Source organism: Enterobacter cloacae complex sp. 394F7 (genome assembly GCF_057320385.1).
Genome location: NZ_JBXWCS010000004.1, coordinates 174,286 through 190,343, shown reverse-complemented (window position 1 = coordinate 190,343; position 16,058 = coordinate 174,286). Strand labels below are relative to the sequence as shown.

Annotated in this window: 17 protein-coding genes; 10 read left to right on the top strand and 7 right to left on the bottom strand. The window is 53.9% G+C overall.

Annotation, left to right across the window (positions count from 1 at the left end; translation table 11 throughout):
• The first annotated feature begins 5 nt into the window (after positions 1 to 5).
• From rsxG to gstA, 5 genes are all read left to right on the top strand, one after another.
• On the top strand, positions 6 to 626 hold the full coding sequence (gene rsxG / locus AC2FAK_RS07895; RefSeq protein WP_095454798.1) for an electron transport complex subunit RsxG: 621 nt from the start codon (positions 6 to 8) through the stop codon (positions 624 to 626).
• 2 nt (positions 627 to 628) lie between these two features.
• Positions 629 to 1,315 carry an electron transport complex subunit E gene (locus AC2FAK_RS07890; protein ID WP_023622212.1) on the top strand — a complete coding sequence of 229 codons (687 nt, stop codon included), beginning with the start codon at positions 629 to 631 and terminating at the stop codon, positions 1,313 to 1,315.
• The gene (nth, locus tag AC2FAK_RS07885) at positions 1,312 to 1,947 is read left to right on the top strand and encodes an endonuclease III (protein WP_020688297.1); all 636 of its coding nucleotides are present in this window, start codon (positions 1,312 to 1,314) and stop codon (positions 1,945 to 1,947) included. Before AC2FAK_RS07890 ends, nth begins: the two co-directional genes overlap by 4 nt.
• 616 nt (positions 1,948 to 2,563) lie before the next feature.
• Positions 2,564 to 4,072 carry a dipeptide/tripeptide permease DtpA gene (gene dtpA / locus AC2FAK_RS07880; protein ID WP_013096905.1) on the top strand — a complete coding sequence of 503 codons (1,509 nt, stop codon included), beginning with the start codon at positions 2,564 to 2,566 and terminating at the stop codon, positions 4,070 to 4,072.
• Positions 4,073 to 4,170: 98 nt separating this feature from the next.
• Complete coding sequence (gene gstA / locus AC2FAK_RS07875; protein ID WP_013096906.1) at positions 4,171 to 4,776, top strand: glutathione transferase GstA; 606 nt, start codon at positions 4,171 to 4,173, stop codon at positions 4,774 to 4,776.
• Positions 4,777 to 4,862: 86 nt separating this feature from the next.
• Here gstA and pdxY read toward each other — a convergent pair whose 3' ends face one another.
• From pdxY to anmK, 5 genes are all read right to left on the bottom strand, one after another.
• Positions 4,863 to 5,723, bottom strand: a complete 861-nt coding sequence (gene pdxY / locus AC2FAK_RS07870; protein ID WP_038420903.1) for a pyridoxal kinase PdxY — start codon at positions 5,721 to 5,723, stop codon at positions 4,863 to 4,865.
• 66 nt (positions 5,724 to 5,789) lie between these two features.
• Positions 5,790 to 7,064 (bottom strand): tyrosine--tRNA ligase, encoded by a 1,275-nt coding sequence (gene tyrS / locus AC2FAK_RS07865; protein ID WP_014831636.1) that lies wholly within the window; start codon positions 7,062 to 7,064, stop codon positions 5,790 to 5,792.
• A gap of 125 nt (positions 7,065 to 7,189) precedes the next feature.
• The gene (pdxH, locus tag AC2FAK_RS07860; RefSeq protein WP_095454799.1) at positions 7,190 to 7,846 is read right to left on the bottom strand and encodes a pyridoxamine 5'-phosphate oxidase; all 657 of its coding nucleotides are present in this window, start codon (positions 7,844 to 7,846) and stop codon (positions 7,190 to 7,192) included.
• A gap of 57 nt (positions 7,847 to 7,903) precedes the next feature.
• Positions 7,904 to 8,227 carry a C-type lysozyme inhibitor gene (gene mliC / locus AC2FAK_RS07855; RefSeq protein WP_013096910.1) on the bottom strand — a complete coding sequence of 108 codons (324 nt, stop codon included), beginning with the start codon at positions 8,225 to 8,227 and terminating at the stop codon, positions 7,904 to 7,906.
• 93 nt (positions 8,228 to 8,320) lie between these two features.
• The gene (anmK, locus tag AC2FAK_RS07850) at positions 8,321 to 9,445 is read right to left on the bottom strand and encodes an anhydro-N-acetylmuramic acid kinase (RefSeq protein WP_062857212.1); all 1,125 of its coding nucleotides are present in this window, start codon (positions 9,443 to 9,445) and stop codon (positions 8,321 to 8,323) included.
• 254 nt (positions 9,446 to 9,699) lie between these two features.
• On the opposite strand from anmK, the gene slyB reads away from it, so the two are divergent.
• Both slyB and AC2FAK_RS07840 read left to right on the top strand, forming a co-directional pair.
• A complete protein-coding gene (gene slyB, locus AC2FAK_RS07845; protein WP_013096912.1) occupies positions 9,700 to 10,167 on the top strand; it encodes an outer membrane lipoprotein SlyB in 468 nt (155 codons plus the stop codon).
• Positions 10,168 to 10,365: 198 nt separating this feature from the next.
• Positions 10,366 to 11,727: a sensor domain-containing diguanylate cyclase gene (locus AC2FAK_RS07840; protein WP_095454800.1), complete on the top strand. Its 1,362-nt coding sequence runs from the start codon at positions 10,366 to 10,368 to the stop codon at positions 11,725 to 11,727.
• A gap of 33 nt (positions 11,728 to 11,760) precedes the next feature.
• On the opposite strand, the gene slyA is transcribed toward AC2FAK_RS07840, so the two are convergent.
• Positions 11,761 to 12,204, bottom strand: a complete 444-nt coding sequence (slyA, locus tag AC2FAK_RS07835; RefSeq protein WP_095454801.1) for a transcriptional regulator SlyA — start codon at positions 12,202 to 12,204, stop codon at positions 11,761 to 11,763.
• A 186-nt stretch (positions 12,205 to 12,390) separates the two neighbouring features.
• On the opposite strand from slyA, the gene AC2FAK_RS07830 reads away from it, so the two are divergent.
• From AC2FAK_RS07830 to AC2FAK_RS07820, 3 genes are read left to right on the top strand one after another with little or no spacing between them, the layout of a single operon-like run.
• On the top strand, positions 12,391 to 12,627 hold the full coding sequence (locus tag AC2FAK_RS07830) for a DUF1656 domain-containing protein (protein WP_013096914.1): 237 nt from the start codon (positions 12,391 to 12,393) through the stop codon (positions 12,625 to 12,627).
• Positions 12,628 to 12,629: 2 nt separating this feature from the next.
• The gene (locus AC2FAK_RS07825; RefSeq protein WP_040023033.1) at positions 12,630 to 13,490 is read left to right on the top strand and encodes an efflux RND transporter periplasmic adaptor subunit; all 861 of its coding nucleotides are present in this window, start codon (positions 12,630 to 12,632) and stop codon (positions 13,488 to 13,490) included.
• Positions 13,490 to 15,517, top strand: a complete 2,028-nt coding sequence (locus AC2FAK_RS07820; protein WP_375714095.1) for an FUSC family protein — start codon at positions 13,490 to 13,492, stop codon at positions 15,515 to 15,517. The genes AC2FAK_RS07825 and AC2FAK_RS07820 overlap by 1 nt, the downstream gene beginning before the upstream one ends.
• On the opposite strand, the gene sodC is transcribed toward AC2FAK_RS07820, so the two are convergent.
• Complete coding sequence (gene sodC / locus AC2FAK_RS07815) at positions 15,496 to 16,014, bottom strand: superoxide dismutase [Cu-Zn] SodC (protein WP_095454803.1); 519 nt, start codon at positions 16,012 to 16,014, stop codon at positions 15,496 to 15,498. The genes AC2FAK_RS07820 and sodC overlap by 22 nt on opposite strands.
• Positions 16,015 to 16,058 lie beyond the last annotated feature (44 nt).

Genomic DNA, 16,058 nt, shown 5'->3' with positions numbered 1-16,058 from the left:
TCGCGATGCTGAAAACAATGCAAAAACATGGCGTCACGCTGGCCATTTTCGCTGCTGTCCTCACCGGGATGACGGCACTGGTGAACGAACTGACCAAAACGACCATTGATGAACAGGCCGCGAAGCAGCAACGCGCGCTGTTCGATCAGGTGATGCCGTCTGATTTCTACGATAATGACCTGCAGAAAAGCTGTTTCGTGGTACAGGCGCCGCAGTTAGGTAAAGGCCCGCATCATCTCTATATCGCCCGTAGAGGCGATAACGCGGTGGGCGTGGTGATGGAGGCCACGGCACCAGACGGGTATTCCGGTGCCATTCAGCTCCTTGTGGGTACCGATTTTTCCGGTACCGTGTTGGGTACCCGCGTGACTCAACACCACGAAACGCCGGGCCTTGGGGATAAAATTGAGACACGCCTGAGCGACTGGATTTTGCATTTTGCCGGTAAGGTGATCCACGGCGAAGCGGACACGGCATTTGCCGTCAAGAAAGATGGCGGCGAGTTTGACCAGTTCACCGGGGCCACCATTACGCCGCGTGCCGTCGTGAATGCCGTAAAACGTGCCGGGTTGTATGCAGAAACGCTGCCTGTGCAGATTAACAATCTTCCGGCCTGTGAGGAGTGAGCATGAGCCAGGTTAAAGAGGTCATTGTCCAGGGGTTGTGGAAGAACAACTCCGCGCTGGTACAGCTGCTGGGATTGTGCCCGCTGCTGGCGGTGACATCCACCGCTACCAACGCATTGGGGCTGGGGCTTGCCACCACGCTGGTGCTGACCCTGACCAACCTCTCCATTTCCACCCTGCGCCGCTGGACGCCGTCGGAAATCCGTATTCCGATTTACGTCATGATCATTGCGTCAGTGGTGAGCGTCGTTCAGATGCTGATTAATGCCTACGCGTTCGGTCTGTATCAGTCACTGGGGATTTTTATCCCGCTGATCGTTACCAACTGTATCGTGGTGGGGCGTGCAGAAGCCTTTGCCGTGAAGAACACCCCGGCGATGTCGGCCCTGGATGGTTTCTCCATCGGAATGGGAGCCACCTGCGCGATGTTCGTTCTGGGCTCACTGCGTGAAATTCTTGGCAACGGTACCCTCTTCGACGGCGCAGACGCGCTGCTGGGAAGCTGGGCTAAAGTTTTACGCATCGAGGTGTTTCATACGGATACGCCGTTCCTGCTGGCTATGCTGCCACCGGGTGCGTTTATTGGCCTTGGCATGATGCTGGCGATAAAATACCTGATTGATGAAAAACGTAAGCGCCGCGCGGCTGAGCGCAGCGTGCAGGAAGGGATACCCGGGAAAGCCTCATGAACAAAGAAAAGCGCATTGCGATCCTCACCCGTCTTCGGGACGCAAACCCGCACCCGACGACTGAGCTGAATTTCACTTCGCCGTTTGAGCTGCTGATCGCAGTGCTGCTTTCGGCTCAGGCCACTGACGTGAGCGTGAATAAGGCCACCGCCCTGCTCTATCCGGTGGCCAATACCCCGAAAGCCATGCTGGAGCTGGGCGTGGAAGGGGTGAAGTCTTATATCAAAACCATCGGGCTGTTTAACAGCAAAGCGGAGAACGTCATTAAGACCTGCCGCATTTTGCTGGAGCGTCATGGTGGTGAAGTGCCGGAAGATCGCGAGGCGCTGGAAGCGTTGCCGGGTGTGGGACGTAAAACGGCGAATGTGGTACTGAACACCGCGTTTGGCTGGCCGACCATCGCGGTTGATACCCATATTTTCCGTGTCGCTAACCGAACCAACTTCGCTCCGGGTAAAAATGTCGAACAGGTGGAGGAGAAGCTGTTAAAAGTGGTTCCCGCTGAATTCAAAGTCGACTGTCATCACTGGCTTATCCTGCATGGCCGTTATACCTGCATTGCCAGAAAGCCTCGCTGCGGCTCATGTATCATTGAAGATCTCTGCGAATATAAAGAAAAAGTGTATCCCTGAACGGCGCTATTTCTTTTACTTTCGCATCATCAAGACCTTACTAAAGGAAGGCTTAACTAAAAACCTTCCTTTAGGCCGCAAGTTGTCCGCTTATGTTCTCTTACGCCCTGTCAATTGTTCGGTCATTTAACGCTCAAACAGGTTAATAGTTTTTTCACTACCGAAAATTTCTATACATTTGTGATCGCGATCACTCTGATAACTTCATGTTGATTTTTTGTTGTCAGATCCCACCTAAACCCTTTGCCAGACAAGATGTAATCCTTCAATGGCCGCAGATAAGACCACTCATTTTTCAGAATATGGGCTATATGACTGCATTTAACGGTAAATAGCAGAACATATCGCCACACAACCCTATCCGCCGGTTTTTCGCAGTCAAAAAAACCAACAAAATCCATTGTGTGAAATTTAACGCTGAATAACATTTGCAGAAACCGATGATTATAGCGGCTCAGTTATATGTAACAGATTATTACAAACGTATTGCCAGACGGGTCAGGATAGTGAACATTACCCGCCGTTTCTCCTCCCAATATAACTATAAAGCGGATGGACTCCGACCATCACGCTATGAACACCCCCGTTAATATGGGATGTAAAAAAAGAGGTATATGTGTCAACTGCAAACAATAAACCAACAGATGAAAGCGTGAGTTTGAACGCTTTTAAACAGCCAAAAGCGTTCTATCTCATCTTCTCTATCGAGTTATGGGAGCGTTTTGGTTATTACGGCCTGCAAGGGATCATGGCGGTTTACCTGGTAAAACAGCTGGGTATGTCCGAAGCCGATTCCATCACGCTGTTCTCTTCATTCAGTGCCCTCGTTTACGGTCTGGTCGCGATTGGCGGCTGGCTTGGTGATAAAGTTCTGGGTACGAAGCGTGTCATTATGCTGGGCGCCATTGTTCTGGCAATCGGCTATGGTCTGGTTGCCTGGTCTGGTCATGACGCAGCCGTAGTCTATATGGGTATGGCAACCATCGCCGTTGGTAACGGATTGTTCAAAGCGAACCCGTCATCCCTGCTCTCTACCTGCTACAGCAAAGATGACCCACGTCTGGACGGTGCATTCACCATGTACTACATGTCCATCAACATTGGTTCATTCTTCTCCATGCTGGCAACCCCATGGCTCGCCGCAAAATTCGGCTGGAGCGTGGCGTTTGCGCTGAGCTTTGTCGGTATGCTGATTACCGTTGTGAACTTCCTGTTCTGCCGTAGCTGGGTTAAGGACTACGGTTCAAAACCTGATTTCGAACCGGTGCACATGGGCAAACTGCTGGCCACCATCGTGGGTGTTGTTATCCTCGCGGCCATCGCCACCTGGTTGCTGCATAACCAGGGTGTTGCACGTGCCGTTCTGGGCGTGGTGGCACTGGGTATCGTCATCATCTTCGCGAAAGAAGCCTTCGCGATGCAAGGTGCGGCCCGTCGCAAGATGATTGTGGCCTTCATTCTGATGCTGGAAGCGATTATCTTCTTCGTGCTCTACAGCCAGATGCCAACCTCGCTGAACTTCTTCGCTATTCGCAACGTTGAGCACTCCATCCTGGGTATCGCGTTCGAGCCGGAGCAGTATCAGGCGCTGAACCCGTTCTGGATCATGATTGGTAGCCCAATTCTGGCGGCTATCTATAACAAGATGGGTGACCGTCTGCCAATGCCGCACAAGTTCGCCATCGGTATGGTGCTGTGCTCTGGTGCGTTCCTCGTGCTGCCACTGGGTACCAAATTTGCGACTGACGCCGGTATCGTCTCCGTTAACTGGCTGATCCTGAGCTATGCCCTGCAGTCTATCGGTGAACTGATGATCTCCGGTCTGGGTCTGGCGATGGTTGCACAGCTGGTGCCACAGCGTCTGATGGGCTTCATCATGGGTAGCTGGTTCCTGACCACTGCCGGTGCAGCCATCATCGCAGGTAAAATCGCAAACCTGATGGCGGTGCCTGAGAACGTGACTGACCCGCTGGTTTCACTGAATGTGTACGGCACCGTCTTCCTGCAGATTGGTATCGCAACGGCGGTTATCGCGGCGCTGATGCTGCTGACGGCACCGAAGCTGAACCGCATGACTCAGGACGACGACAAAGCGACGAAAGCGACCGAAACCGCTACCGCGTAACGTTATTGAGAAACGATGAGCCGCTAATTTATTAGCGGCTTTTTTTTTGTTTGCTTGCGCACTAACATAGCTGAAACCTCAGCAAAAAGGAGTTACCGATGAAACTGTTCTACAAACCGGGCGCGTGCTCTCTTGCTTCCCATATTACCCTGCGCGAGAGCGGCAAAGATTTCACGCTAGACGGCGTTGACCTGATGAAAAAGCGCCTGGAAAACGGCGACGATTTTTTTGCGATTAACCCGAAGGGACAAGTTCCGGCACTGCTTCTGGATGACGGTACCCTGCTGACAGAAGGCGTCGCCATTATGCAGTACCTGGCAGACAGCGTGCCCGATCGCCAGCTGCTGGCTCCGGTAAGTACGGTTTCACGCTATAAAACGCTCGAGTGGCTGAACTACATTGCAACCGAACTGCATAAAGGATTTACGCCGTTGTTCCGCCCGGATACACCGGAAGAGTACAAACCGACCGTTCGCGCCCTGCTGGAGAAAAAGCTGCAGTACGTCAATGAGTCATTGAAGGACGACCAGTATATCTGCGGGGCACGCTTCACCATTGCCGATGCGTATCTCTTTACCGTGCTGCGCTGGGCGCGTGCGGTTAAGCTGAATCTGGACGGGTTAGACCATATCGCAGCATATATGACGCGTATGGCGGAGCGCCCTGCGGTGGCCGCGGCGCTGAAAGCGGAAGGATTGAATTAACCGGGTCGTTATTGCCCGGCGGCGCTTCGCTTGCACGGGCCTACGGGATTTGTAGGCCGGGTAAGCGCAGCGCCACCCGGCATAGTTTAGAGCTGTGTTGCGCTGAAATAGTGCTCCGGCTGCGCAATACGATCCTGTGCCGCGACCACCTGCAGTTCGTATTCCTGCATCTCTTTCGTCGCAATCATAATTTCGTACACCGCTGCAGTCACATGCTCAAGCGCTTCGCGCAGCGTCGCCCCCTGTAGCAGTTTCACCAGCAACAATCCGCTGGTCACATCTCCCACGCCCACTGGCTGACGCAGGCCAAAATCTACCAGCGGACGGCTGATGTGCCAGGCTTCGTCTTTGGTCACCAGCAGCATCTCAAAGCGGTCTCTGCTCAGCCCTGCACGGGCGAGATGTTTCACCAGCACAATCTCAGGCCCCTGGGCTATCAGTTCACGAGACGCGCTTACCGCCTCTGCGACGCTGTTAACCGGATGCTCGCAAAGGATCTCCAGCTCAATCAGGTTGGGCGCGATGATATCGCTGGCAGGTAACGCATGGCGAACATGGAATTCAGCCACGCCAGGCGCCACAATGCAGCCTTTTTCCGGATGCCCCATCACCGGATCGCAGAAGTATTTTGCTGCGGGATTGGCTGCTTTAGCCTGGCGAACGATGCCGAGGATATGCTCCCCCTGCTCTGCGGAGCCCAGGTAACCACTCAGAACCGCGTCACAGCGTTTGAGCTGGTCGATATCGGCAATGCCCTGCACGATCTCCGTGAGATGCGAAGGCGGCATCACGCAGCCGGTCCATTTGCCGTATTGTGTATGGTTTGAGAACTGTACGGTATTGAGGGGCCAGACGTTAGCCCCGAGGCGGCGCATCGGGAATTCCGCCGCGCTATTGCCAGCATGTCCAAAAACAACGTGGGACTGAATGGCGAGGATGTTCTTCATTTTATGCTTACCAAACCCTGAAAAAACAAAAAGGGCGTGGTTTCCCACGCCCCTGGAGATTTTTATTTATTTCCAGCAGACCAGACAGTAATTTTTCTTGCCGCGACGCAGCAGCGTGTAGCGGCCATACAGGCGATCGCTGTCGGCGAAGGTGTATTCCGGGTCAGCCTGTTTTTCACCGTTGATGGTGATGGCGTTAGACGCAATGGTTTTACGCGCCTGCCCGCGAGACGGCTGCAGCTCAGAGTCCACCAGCGCCTGCATCAGGTCAGCCCCTTTCTCCATCTCAACCATCGGTACGCCATCCTGCGCCAGCTGCTCGAAGTCAGCTTCGCTCAAATCGCTCAGCGTACCGTTGAACAGGCTTGCGGTAATGCGTTTCGCCGCGGCCAGACCTTCTTCACCGTGAACCAGTTTGGTCACTTCATCCGCCAGCACATACTGCGCGCGTGGTGCTTTACCGCTGTTTTTATCTTCTTCTTCCAGGGCGTTGATGGTTTCAATGTCCATGAAGGTGAAGAACTTCAGGAAGCGGTAAACATCGGCGTCCGCGGTGTTGATCCAGAATTGATAGAATTTGTACGGGCTGGTTTTCTTCGGATCGAGCCATACCGCACCGCCTTCGGTTTTACCGAATTTAGTCCCGTCGGCTTTGGTGATCAGCGGAACGGTCAGACCAAACACCTGGTTTTGATGCAGGCGACGGGTCAGATCGATACCGGAAGTAATGTTACCCCACTGGTCAGAACCGCCAATCTGCAGGCAAACGCCGTGCAGTTTGTTCAGACAGGCGAAGTCGTAGCCCTGCAGCAGGTTATAAGAGAATTCAGTAAAGGAGATACCTTGATCGTCACGGTTCAGGCGCTGTTTCACCGCTTCTTTGTTAATCATCTGGTTAACAGAGAAGTGTTTGCCGATGTCACGCAGGAAGGTCAGCACGTTCATGCTACCAAACCAGTCGTAGTTATTGGCGGCAATCGCGGCGTTATCACCACAGTTGAAGTCGAGGAACGGTGCAACCTGTTTGCGGATCTTATCCACCCACTCCTGCACGGTGTCTTCGGTGTTCAGTTTACGCTCAGCGGCTTTAAAGCTTGGGTCGCCGATCAGACCGGTCGCGCCGCCCACCAGGGCCACAGGCTTATGGCCTGCCATCTGGAAGCGTTTCAGGCATAACAATGGAACAAGATGCCCCAAATGCAAGCTGTCAGCGGTGGGATCAAAGCCGCAATAGAGCGCGATCGGGCCTTGCGCCAGTCGCTCTGCTAACGCTTCCTCGTCCGTCACCTGGGCCACGAGGCCCCGCTCTTGCAATTGTTTAATCAAGTTACTGCTTGCCATCAAATTCTCCATGTATAAACGACTGCACCTTTGCCGGTACACGACTTTTCGCCTGATGCGAAAGGACCATAGAATAAAGCGCAAGCGCGGCGTGCGCTAGCGCTTAAATCAACAAATTTCGGGGATTACGGTGCAAGCCTGTCGATTTTCCAGCCGCCGTTGTCGCGCTGGTATAAAAAGCGGTCGTGCAGGCGATGTTCGCCCCCCTGCCAGAACTCAATCTGCTCGATCGGGATACGGAAACCGCCCCAGAAGCTGGGCAGTGGAATTTCGCCCTGCTGGAATTTCTGCTTGAGTTCAAGGAATTTGCTTTCCAGCACGCCGCGGGCAGAAATTCGGCTGGACTGTTTTGAGACCCAGGCGCCAATCTGGCTGTCACGCGGGCGGCTGTGGAAGTACTTCACCACTTCCAGTGTGGAAAGGCGCTCCGCTTTGCCTGTGACCATGACCTGGCGTTCCAGCATATGCCAGGGGAACAGGAGACTGATTCGGGGATTGTTCTCTAAATGGTGTGCTTTGCGGCTGCCCAGGTTGGTGTAAAACACCAGCCCTTTCTCGTCATAATGCTTAAGCAGCACGATACGTTGATACGGTTGACCATTTTCGTCCACCGTGGCAACCACCATGGCCGTTGGGTCGGCCAGTTTTGCTTCACAGGCCTGTTTCAGCCAGCGTTCAAAAAGCACCAGAGGTTCAGCGGGAAGATCCTGGCGACGCAGGCCGCCTATGGTGTATTCACGGCGCAGATGCGCTATTTGCTGCAGTTCGTCGTTATCAGACATGGCATTAGGTGACGTTGAGATTGGGTGGCGCTATTGTGCGCCGCCCCTGTGAAAATCTCAACGCTTCGGATTTTCGAGCTGGCAATTGTTCAGCACGATGCGGTCTCGTTTGTAGACGGTGGCGCTGTCACCTTTCGACCAGAAGACGTAAATACCGTCGCTGTAGCGCGCGCCGGAGGCGGAGATCCCCTGCTTGAGCGTCAGCAATTTATTGTCATAGACAAAGCTGGCTTCCTGGCGTGGGTTATTAAGCTTGACGGTCAGCGGCTTTTCATCACAGCGATATTCCAGCGTGTCGGTCTGCATGCGCTCAACGAGCTGGTTATATACGCTGCAGCCTGACAGCAAGACAGGTACAGCAATAAGAAGAAGTTTTTTCATGAGCGTATTCCGAAGACTATCCTGGTCCTGGAGGGCTAACGGGCCCTCCTGTTCCCTTTTATTTTACCGGCGACGCGCTGCGCTGAATTTCAGTTAACTCTGATTATGACGGGGATTGGCCGGGAAAATGGCACCGAGAACGCTGGCTTCGCGTGCGCCGGTGACTGAGGGCAAATTCCCCGGTAGCCCGGCAACGGTACGCCAGGCAAGCCAGGCGAAGGCCAGCGCTTCCATGTCGTCTCCGCTGATGCCGGCTTCATCGGTGGTTGTCACTTCGGTGCCCGGCAACAACCCGGCAAGGCGCGCCATCACCAGCGGGTTGCGGCTTCCCCCCCCGCAGACCAGCAGACGTTCGCAGCCACCGCTCAAAAGTACCTGTTCTGATATGGAGACCGCCGTGAGCTCGGCCAGCGTCGCCTGAACATCCTGCGGTGCCAGCGCCGGGAACCGAGCCAGCTGACGTTCAAGCCAGCCATAGTTAAAGTACTCGCGTCCCGTGCTTTTTGGTGCCGGCAGGGCAAACCAGGGATCGCTAAGCATGGACTGCAGCAGCGGGATAATGACTTTGCCTTCGCTCGCCCACTCCGCGTCTTTATCATACGGTTTACCGCACTGACGCCAGATCCAGGCATCCATAAGCATGTTACCCGGGCCGGTATCATATCCCCGTACCGGCTGGCCCGGGATCAGCATCGACAGGTTGGCAATACCGCCAATGTTAAGCACCATACGGCGCTCTGACGAGTGCCCCAGCAACGCCTGGTGGAAGGCCGGCACCAGCGGCGCACCTTGCCCGCCCAGCGCGATGTCGCGACGCCGGAAATCACCCACGACCGTGACGCCCGTTTTTGCCACAATCTGATTATTATCGCCAATTTGCAGGGTATGCGGCGCATCGCCAGTGGGTTCGTGCCAGACGGTCTGCCCGTGACAGCCAATCGCGACCACATCCTGCGGCCGGAGATTCTCTTTATGCATCAGCGCCAGCACCGCATCGGCAAACAGCGCCCCCAGCCTGACATCAAGCTGTCCAAGCTGCGAAAGCGTCAGTTGTTGCCCCTGGCAGATGCTCAGGATCTCCTCTTTCAGCGAAACAGGGATAGGCCAGGTCAGACTTGCCTGTTGTGCCACCATGTTTTCGTCTATGGCGGCCAGAACGACATCTACCCCATCCAGACTGGTGCCAGACATCACACCAATATAGCGACCCGATTTCATGCGCTTTCCTTACGTTGCGTGGGCTAAGGATAACCACTCAACCATAAACAGCCCCGCTTTGCCATCAGGCGATAATATTTTTTAACACTCTCAGTGAGGTAACGCGTCGAAATTTTGTTTATCTCTCGTTAAGTCAAATTCAAGTACAATTTTCCGATTGTTAGTGCAAAGATATGAACGATGGCCCTTTATGCCATATAATTTAGCCATAACGGATGCCCGGATTGGGCGTTTTTGGTGAACAGGAGATTCAAATGATTTTACGTGTACTGGGCGTTTCGCTGATTGGTTTAACTCTGGCTGGCTGTGTGAATGACAGTTCACTTTCTGGCGACGTTTATAGCGCTTCTGAAGCGAAACAGGTTCAGAACGTGACTTACGGTACGATTGTTAACGCACGTCCTGTTCAAATTCAGGGTGGTGACGAGAACAACGTCATGGGTGCCATCGGCGGTGCGGTTCTGGGTGGCTTCCTGGGCAACACCGTAGGCGGTGGTACAGGCCGTTCTCTGGCGACTGCGGCAGGTGCCGTTGCGGGTGGCGTAGCAGGCCAGGGCGTTCAGGGTGCGATGAATAAAACCCAGGGCGTAGAGCTGGAAATCCGTAAAGACGACGGCAGCACCATTATGGTTGTGCAGAAACAGGGCAGCACCCGCTTCTCTGCAGGTCAGCGCGTCGTGCTGGCAAGCAACGGTAGCCAGGTTACCGTTTCTCCGCGTTAATTCATAAAAAGGATGTGGCTGCCAGGCCGCATCCTTTTACAAATAGCATCATTATAATAAATAGTTTTACAAAATTTATTCAGGCAATGAATAATTAACCACGCCGTATCTTGTTCCTGCGCAAAGTATTCCCCTCTCTTTTGCATTAGGCTAATCTCAATTAACTTTTTTATTTATTATTTTCGTTGAAACATACTTATGCTTGCGATCTCCCGGTACGTGAAAAAGCCCTATATTCCATTCTGTTTAGGGTGCATTGTCGTCATTGGAATATTACAAATTTTATTTTTAAAACTGGTCGAATGGGTTCCCTCTTTCTCACCGCTTTTATTCCCTACACTCACCATTTTTTTACTGGTATTCCATCTGTTTATTGCCTGCTTTATGGCCATGAAATACTGGTGTGACAGAAGACGGTTGTACCTGATTGCTATCGCTTTTGCCTTTGCCGGTTCAGCCATGCTGATGGTGGGTACGCTTACCAGTTTCCCGGCCTGGCTTGATCTCTACCAGCTCAACGTCGTGGACTATAACGATACGATGATCTTCTTTATGTACCGCCATCTGTTAATGGCGGTGCTGATGATTGCGTCGGCCCTGCTGTATATCGTCAGGGATAATCCGCTTTCACGTGCGGCGCATATCGCCATTGTTGCCGGTACATTTCTGTTTATGGTGGGCATGGTGCTGTTGGCCTGGCTTAGCTCCAGCCACTCACCATTAATGTCGTTAGACCTGGTGGATAATGAAACCCATCAATTTATGGTTCTCTGGAGCCATGCAATAAATATCGTCTTGATTATTCTTTGGGTGGTGACATTAGCAACGCTAATGGTTATTACCCGCGTACGCAATATTTTTTGGGTGGGCGGTAATTTTTTATGTGTCTGTTATATCGTGACGCTCGCGATGCTATTAGCAGGCGGACACGCGGAGGATATTTCCTGGTATCGAGCGCGCTTATTTGAAACTGTTGCGACGTTATTGATTATTTTTGTTCTGCTTTATGATGTCTTTAGACTCTATCGCGACTCGCATTTGAAATATCAACAGTCGTATCAAAACTCGATTCGCGATCCTCTGACCCGCCTCTACAATCGCAGCTATTTTTACGACTCGCTAAACCAGGCACTCGGTGCCTGTAAAGCCAGCCGTCCGGTTTCGGTTATCGTCAGCGATCTCGACCGCTTCAAGCGCATCAACGACTGCTACGGCCATCTGCAGGGCGACAAAGTGTTGCAGTTTGTGGCGCATCTGCTGATGGATTCCGTACGGCCTCAGGATATTGCCGCACGTATTGGCGGTGAGGAATTTGTGTTGATGTTAACCAACACCCCTTCAGCAGCCGCGTACCAGGTGGCGGAACGCATCCGCCTGAAGCTGAGCAGCTTTGATAAGACCAGCAGCGGGGGACAGCTTCCGGAGCCCATTACCATCAGCATGGGCGTCTTTACGGCAACGTCCGTGGAGACGACGGCTGAAGAGTGTGTGGAAAAGGCTGATAAAGCGATGTATGAGGCGAAAGAGACGGGTCGCAACCGGGTGATCGTCTCCAGATGATAAAAGGCCTTGCGAATGCAAGGCCTGATAAGGTCAGACGTCGCGTGCCTGCAGGTCGTGAATGTTCTGCTCAAGGCGTCCAATCAGACTGATGAGCATTTCAAGCTCCGCAGGGGAAACCCCGGACAGGATCTCACCGCGGGTTTTGGTAATCACTGCTTCCATTTCAGTGATAATGGGAGCCGCTTTCTCAGTGAGTTTAATTCGCTTGGCGCGACGGTCGCTGGCACAGGTTTGTCGGGAGATCAGCCCCTTCTCTTCCAGTTGGTCAAGCGTACGCACCAGCGACGGCTGCTCAATACCAATCGCCTTTGCCAGTTGAATTTGTGACTGGTCGGGCGGCAGCTGATGAATGTTGTGCAGCGTGACCCAATGCGTCTGTGTCAATTCCAGAGGTTTCAGGCGATGGTCAATCAGAGCACGCCAGACGCGTACCAACCTTGCCAGATCAGAACCTAATGGCGATTCCAATTTCATCTCCTTATAATTAGCTTGCTAAGTTATTATACTGATTTTAGAATAGTGTGCAGCATTTGTATTGCCAAAACAAATGCATTACGACATTCATCAAATTTAAAAGTATGACTTACACTGAAAAGTGATGTTCCATCTCATTAAGACAAGCCATCCCGGCATTCTGTTCACTGCAAAGGATCTCTGCTCGTGACGTTTTTTCATCGCTCAGAGGGGCTGCCCCTTCAGGACCTGATCTTCGGTGCATCAGTCTACTTTCCTCCCCTGTTTAAAGCCGTTCTGGTGGGCTTTGTGATCTGGCTTGTCGCGCATCGTCTGCTCCGCGACTGGATGTATTCTGGCGAGATCTGGCACCCCATGCTGATGGATCTCTCCCTGTTCGCCCTCTCCGTGTCTCTTGGCCTTGCTGTGCTGATTGTGTGGTGATTATGCCCCTGAAAACGCTGAAGTACTTTTCCACCCTCTTTGTCCTGGCTCTGGCCCTGGTTGCCGGCTGGTGGCTGTGGAATTTTTATATGCAGTCACCCTGGACACGCGACGGTAAAATTCGCGCTGAGCAGGTGAGTATCACCCCGCAGGTATCTGGCAGTATCACGGCGCTTCTGGTTAAGGATAACCAGTTTGTTAAAAAGGGAGATGTTTTATTCCGCATTGACCACACCCCTTACCATATTGCGATCCTTAACGCCCAGGCGCAGCTGGCTAAGGCCCAGACTGAGCTGGCGAAAGCGAACAACGAAGCCACGCGTCGTCGGCATTTATCACAAAACTATATCTCTGCCGAAGACCTGGATACCGCCAACATCAACGTCAAGGCGATGCAGGCCAACGTCAATGTGGCAGAGGCAACGCTCAAACAGGCGCAATGGGAACTGACGCAAACCGTGGTACAGGCCCCTGTCGATGGCTGGGTGACGAACCTCTCTGCCCGCGTGGGTAATTATGCCACCACCGGCCAACCGATTTTCGCGCTGGTCGACAGCCACTCGTTTTACGTCGTGGGCTATTTTGAAGAGACCAAACTTCGCCATATTCGGGAAGGTGCCCCTGCCACGATAACGCTTTATAGCGGCTCGCAAAGGTTACAGGGTCACGTTTCCAGCATTGGCCGTGCCATTTACGATCAGAGCGTTGAAACCGATTCTGGCCTGGTTCCCGACATCAAACCTAATGTCCCCTGGGTGCGCCTGGCCCAGCGCGTGCCGGTTCGGGTTGAATTTGACCGCTTACCGCAGGGGTTAACTCTGGTCTCCGGCACAACCTGTACTGTCTCGATCGGAACACCCTGATGAATGCCTTACCCTGGCGAAATCTGCCGTGGATGAAAGCAACGCGCCCTCAGTGGCGCTACGCCCTGCGCAATGGCATTGCCATGTGCCTTGCGCTGACCGTCGCCTACTATCTGAACCTTGACGAGCCTTACTGGGCCATGACCTCCGCGGCGGTCGTGAGCTTCCCGACCGTTGGCGGAGTGATCAGTAAAAGCCTTGGGCGCATCGCGGGCAGCCTGCTCGGTGCCACTGCGGCGCTGATCATTGCAGGCCATACCCTGAACGATCCATGGCTTTTTTTACTGAGCATGGCAGCATGGCTGGGATGCTGTACCTGGGCCTGCGCCCACTTTACTAATAACGTCGCCTACGCCTTCCAGCTGGCGGGCTATACCGCCGCGATTATTGCCTTTCCGGTAGTTAACGTTCTCGATACCACCGAGTTATGGGATATCGCCCAGGCGCGCGTCTGCGAAGTCATCGTCGGTATTCTGAGCGGCGGGTTTATGATGATGATTCTGCCCAGCACCTCCGACGGCACCGCGCTTATCACGGCGCTGAAGACCATGCATACCCGCTTGCTGGAACATGCGAGCCTGCTCTGGCAGCCGGATACTAACGATGAGATTCGCCTGGCGCATGAAAAGGTGATTGGTCAGATCCTGACCATGAATCTGTTACGCATTCAGGCCTTCTGGAGCCATTATCGTTTTCGCCGCCAGAATACCCTGCTGAACTACCTGCTTCACCAGCAGCTACGGATGACCAGTGCGATCTCCAGCCTGCGCCGGATGTTACTCAACTGGTCAACGCCACCGGAAAACACCCGCGCCATCATTGAAACGTTGCTCGCAGCCCTTGCCCGCCCGGATGCCGACATCTACACGGTGGCCCGCATTATCGCCCCGCTTGCGCCGAAAGATGAGTACGATTATCGCCACCGCGCCTTCTGGCAGCGCCTGAACTACTTTTGCCGCCTGTATCTGCGCAGCAGTCGCTGGATCAAGGCCGTTGAAAATGCCACGCCGATAACGGAATTCGCCGTTCCCAGTAGCCCGGCGCTGGCGCGGCACACTGACTATCTGGAAGCGCTGTGGAGCGGTTTTCGAACCTTTTGCGCCCTGACGCTGGTGGGGGCATGGAGCATTACCACGCAGTGGGAATCTGGCTCCGCCGCGCTCACGCTGGCCGCCATCAGTTGCGTGCTCTACTCCGTCGCCGCCTCGCCGTTCAACTCGCTTACGCTGCTGCTGCGCACGCTGGTGTTGTTATCGCTGTTCAGCTTTGTGGTCAAGTTCGGCCTGATGGTGCAGATAAGCGACCTGTGGCAGTTCCTGCTGTTTCTGTTTCCGCTGTTAACCACGATGCAGCTTCTGAAGCTGCAAATGCCAAAACTGGCGGGGCTCTGGGGTCAGTTGATTGTCTTTATGGGCTCGTTTATCTCAGTCACAAACCCGCCGGTTTATGATTACGCCGATTTTCTCAATGATAATCTGGCAAAAATCCTGGGCGTGGGTCTGGCGTGGCTGGCTTTTGCCGTATTACGCCCCGGCTCAGACGCGCGTAAAAGCCGACGCCATATCCGCGAGCTTCGTCGGGGGTTTGTCGATCAGCTCAGCCGTAAACCGCATCTGCGTGAAAGTGAGTATGAATCGTTGGTGTACCACCATGTCAGCCAGCTCAATAACAGCCAGGACTCGCTTTCCCGCCGCTGGCTGCTGCGCTGGGGAGTGGTCCTGTTGAACTGTTCCCACGTGGTCTGGCAACTTCGCGCATGGGAGACACGCTCCGATCCGCTGTCGCAGGTGCGCGACGTGTGCATCTCTCTGCTACGCGATGTGATGAGTGAACGCGGCGTTCAGCAACGCCCGCTGGAAGCGACGCTGACTGAACTGCAGCGGATCTGCGACAGTCTTGCTCACCACCATCAGCCCGCCGCGCGTGATTTAGCGTCGATAATCTGGCGGCTGCACTGTTCCCTGTCGCAGCTGGAACAAGCGCCACCGCCGGGGACGATTGGGGATCAGATCACCCCGCAGGCATAGCGTGCCCCACCACCGCCAAGCGGTTTCGGCTGATCGGACATATTGTCGCCGCCGACGTGGATCATTAGCGCCTTGCCTTTCACCTCATCCAGCTTTTTGAGGCGTGGCGCAACAACCGGATCCGTGGCTTTGCCGTCATTATTTACCACGAGCACGGGCAGATCGCCCAGATGGCCCATTCCGTTTGGGCCCTCATGCTTACCGGAATGTTGTGGGTCAAGGTGGCCGCCTGCCGCCTCTGCTGCCGAGGGTTTACCCTCTTTTAACGCGGGCTGACAACTCCCCTTAGCATGAACATGAAAACCATGTTCGCCGGGAGGCAGGGCCTTGAGATCGGGCGTAAATTCCAGTCCTTTGTCGGTTTCAGTGATTTTCACTGTGCCGATGGACTGACCTACGCCCTGCGAGGTGACGAGATTCATTTCTACTTCATCGCTGGCTGCCTGCGCCCCTGCGCAAACAACCAGCGTGACCAGTGCCAGAGCAAACCGCTTCATATGACCTCCGCTGGTTATTTTTTGCCTCTTAAGTGTATACCAGA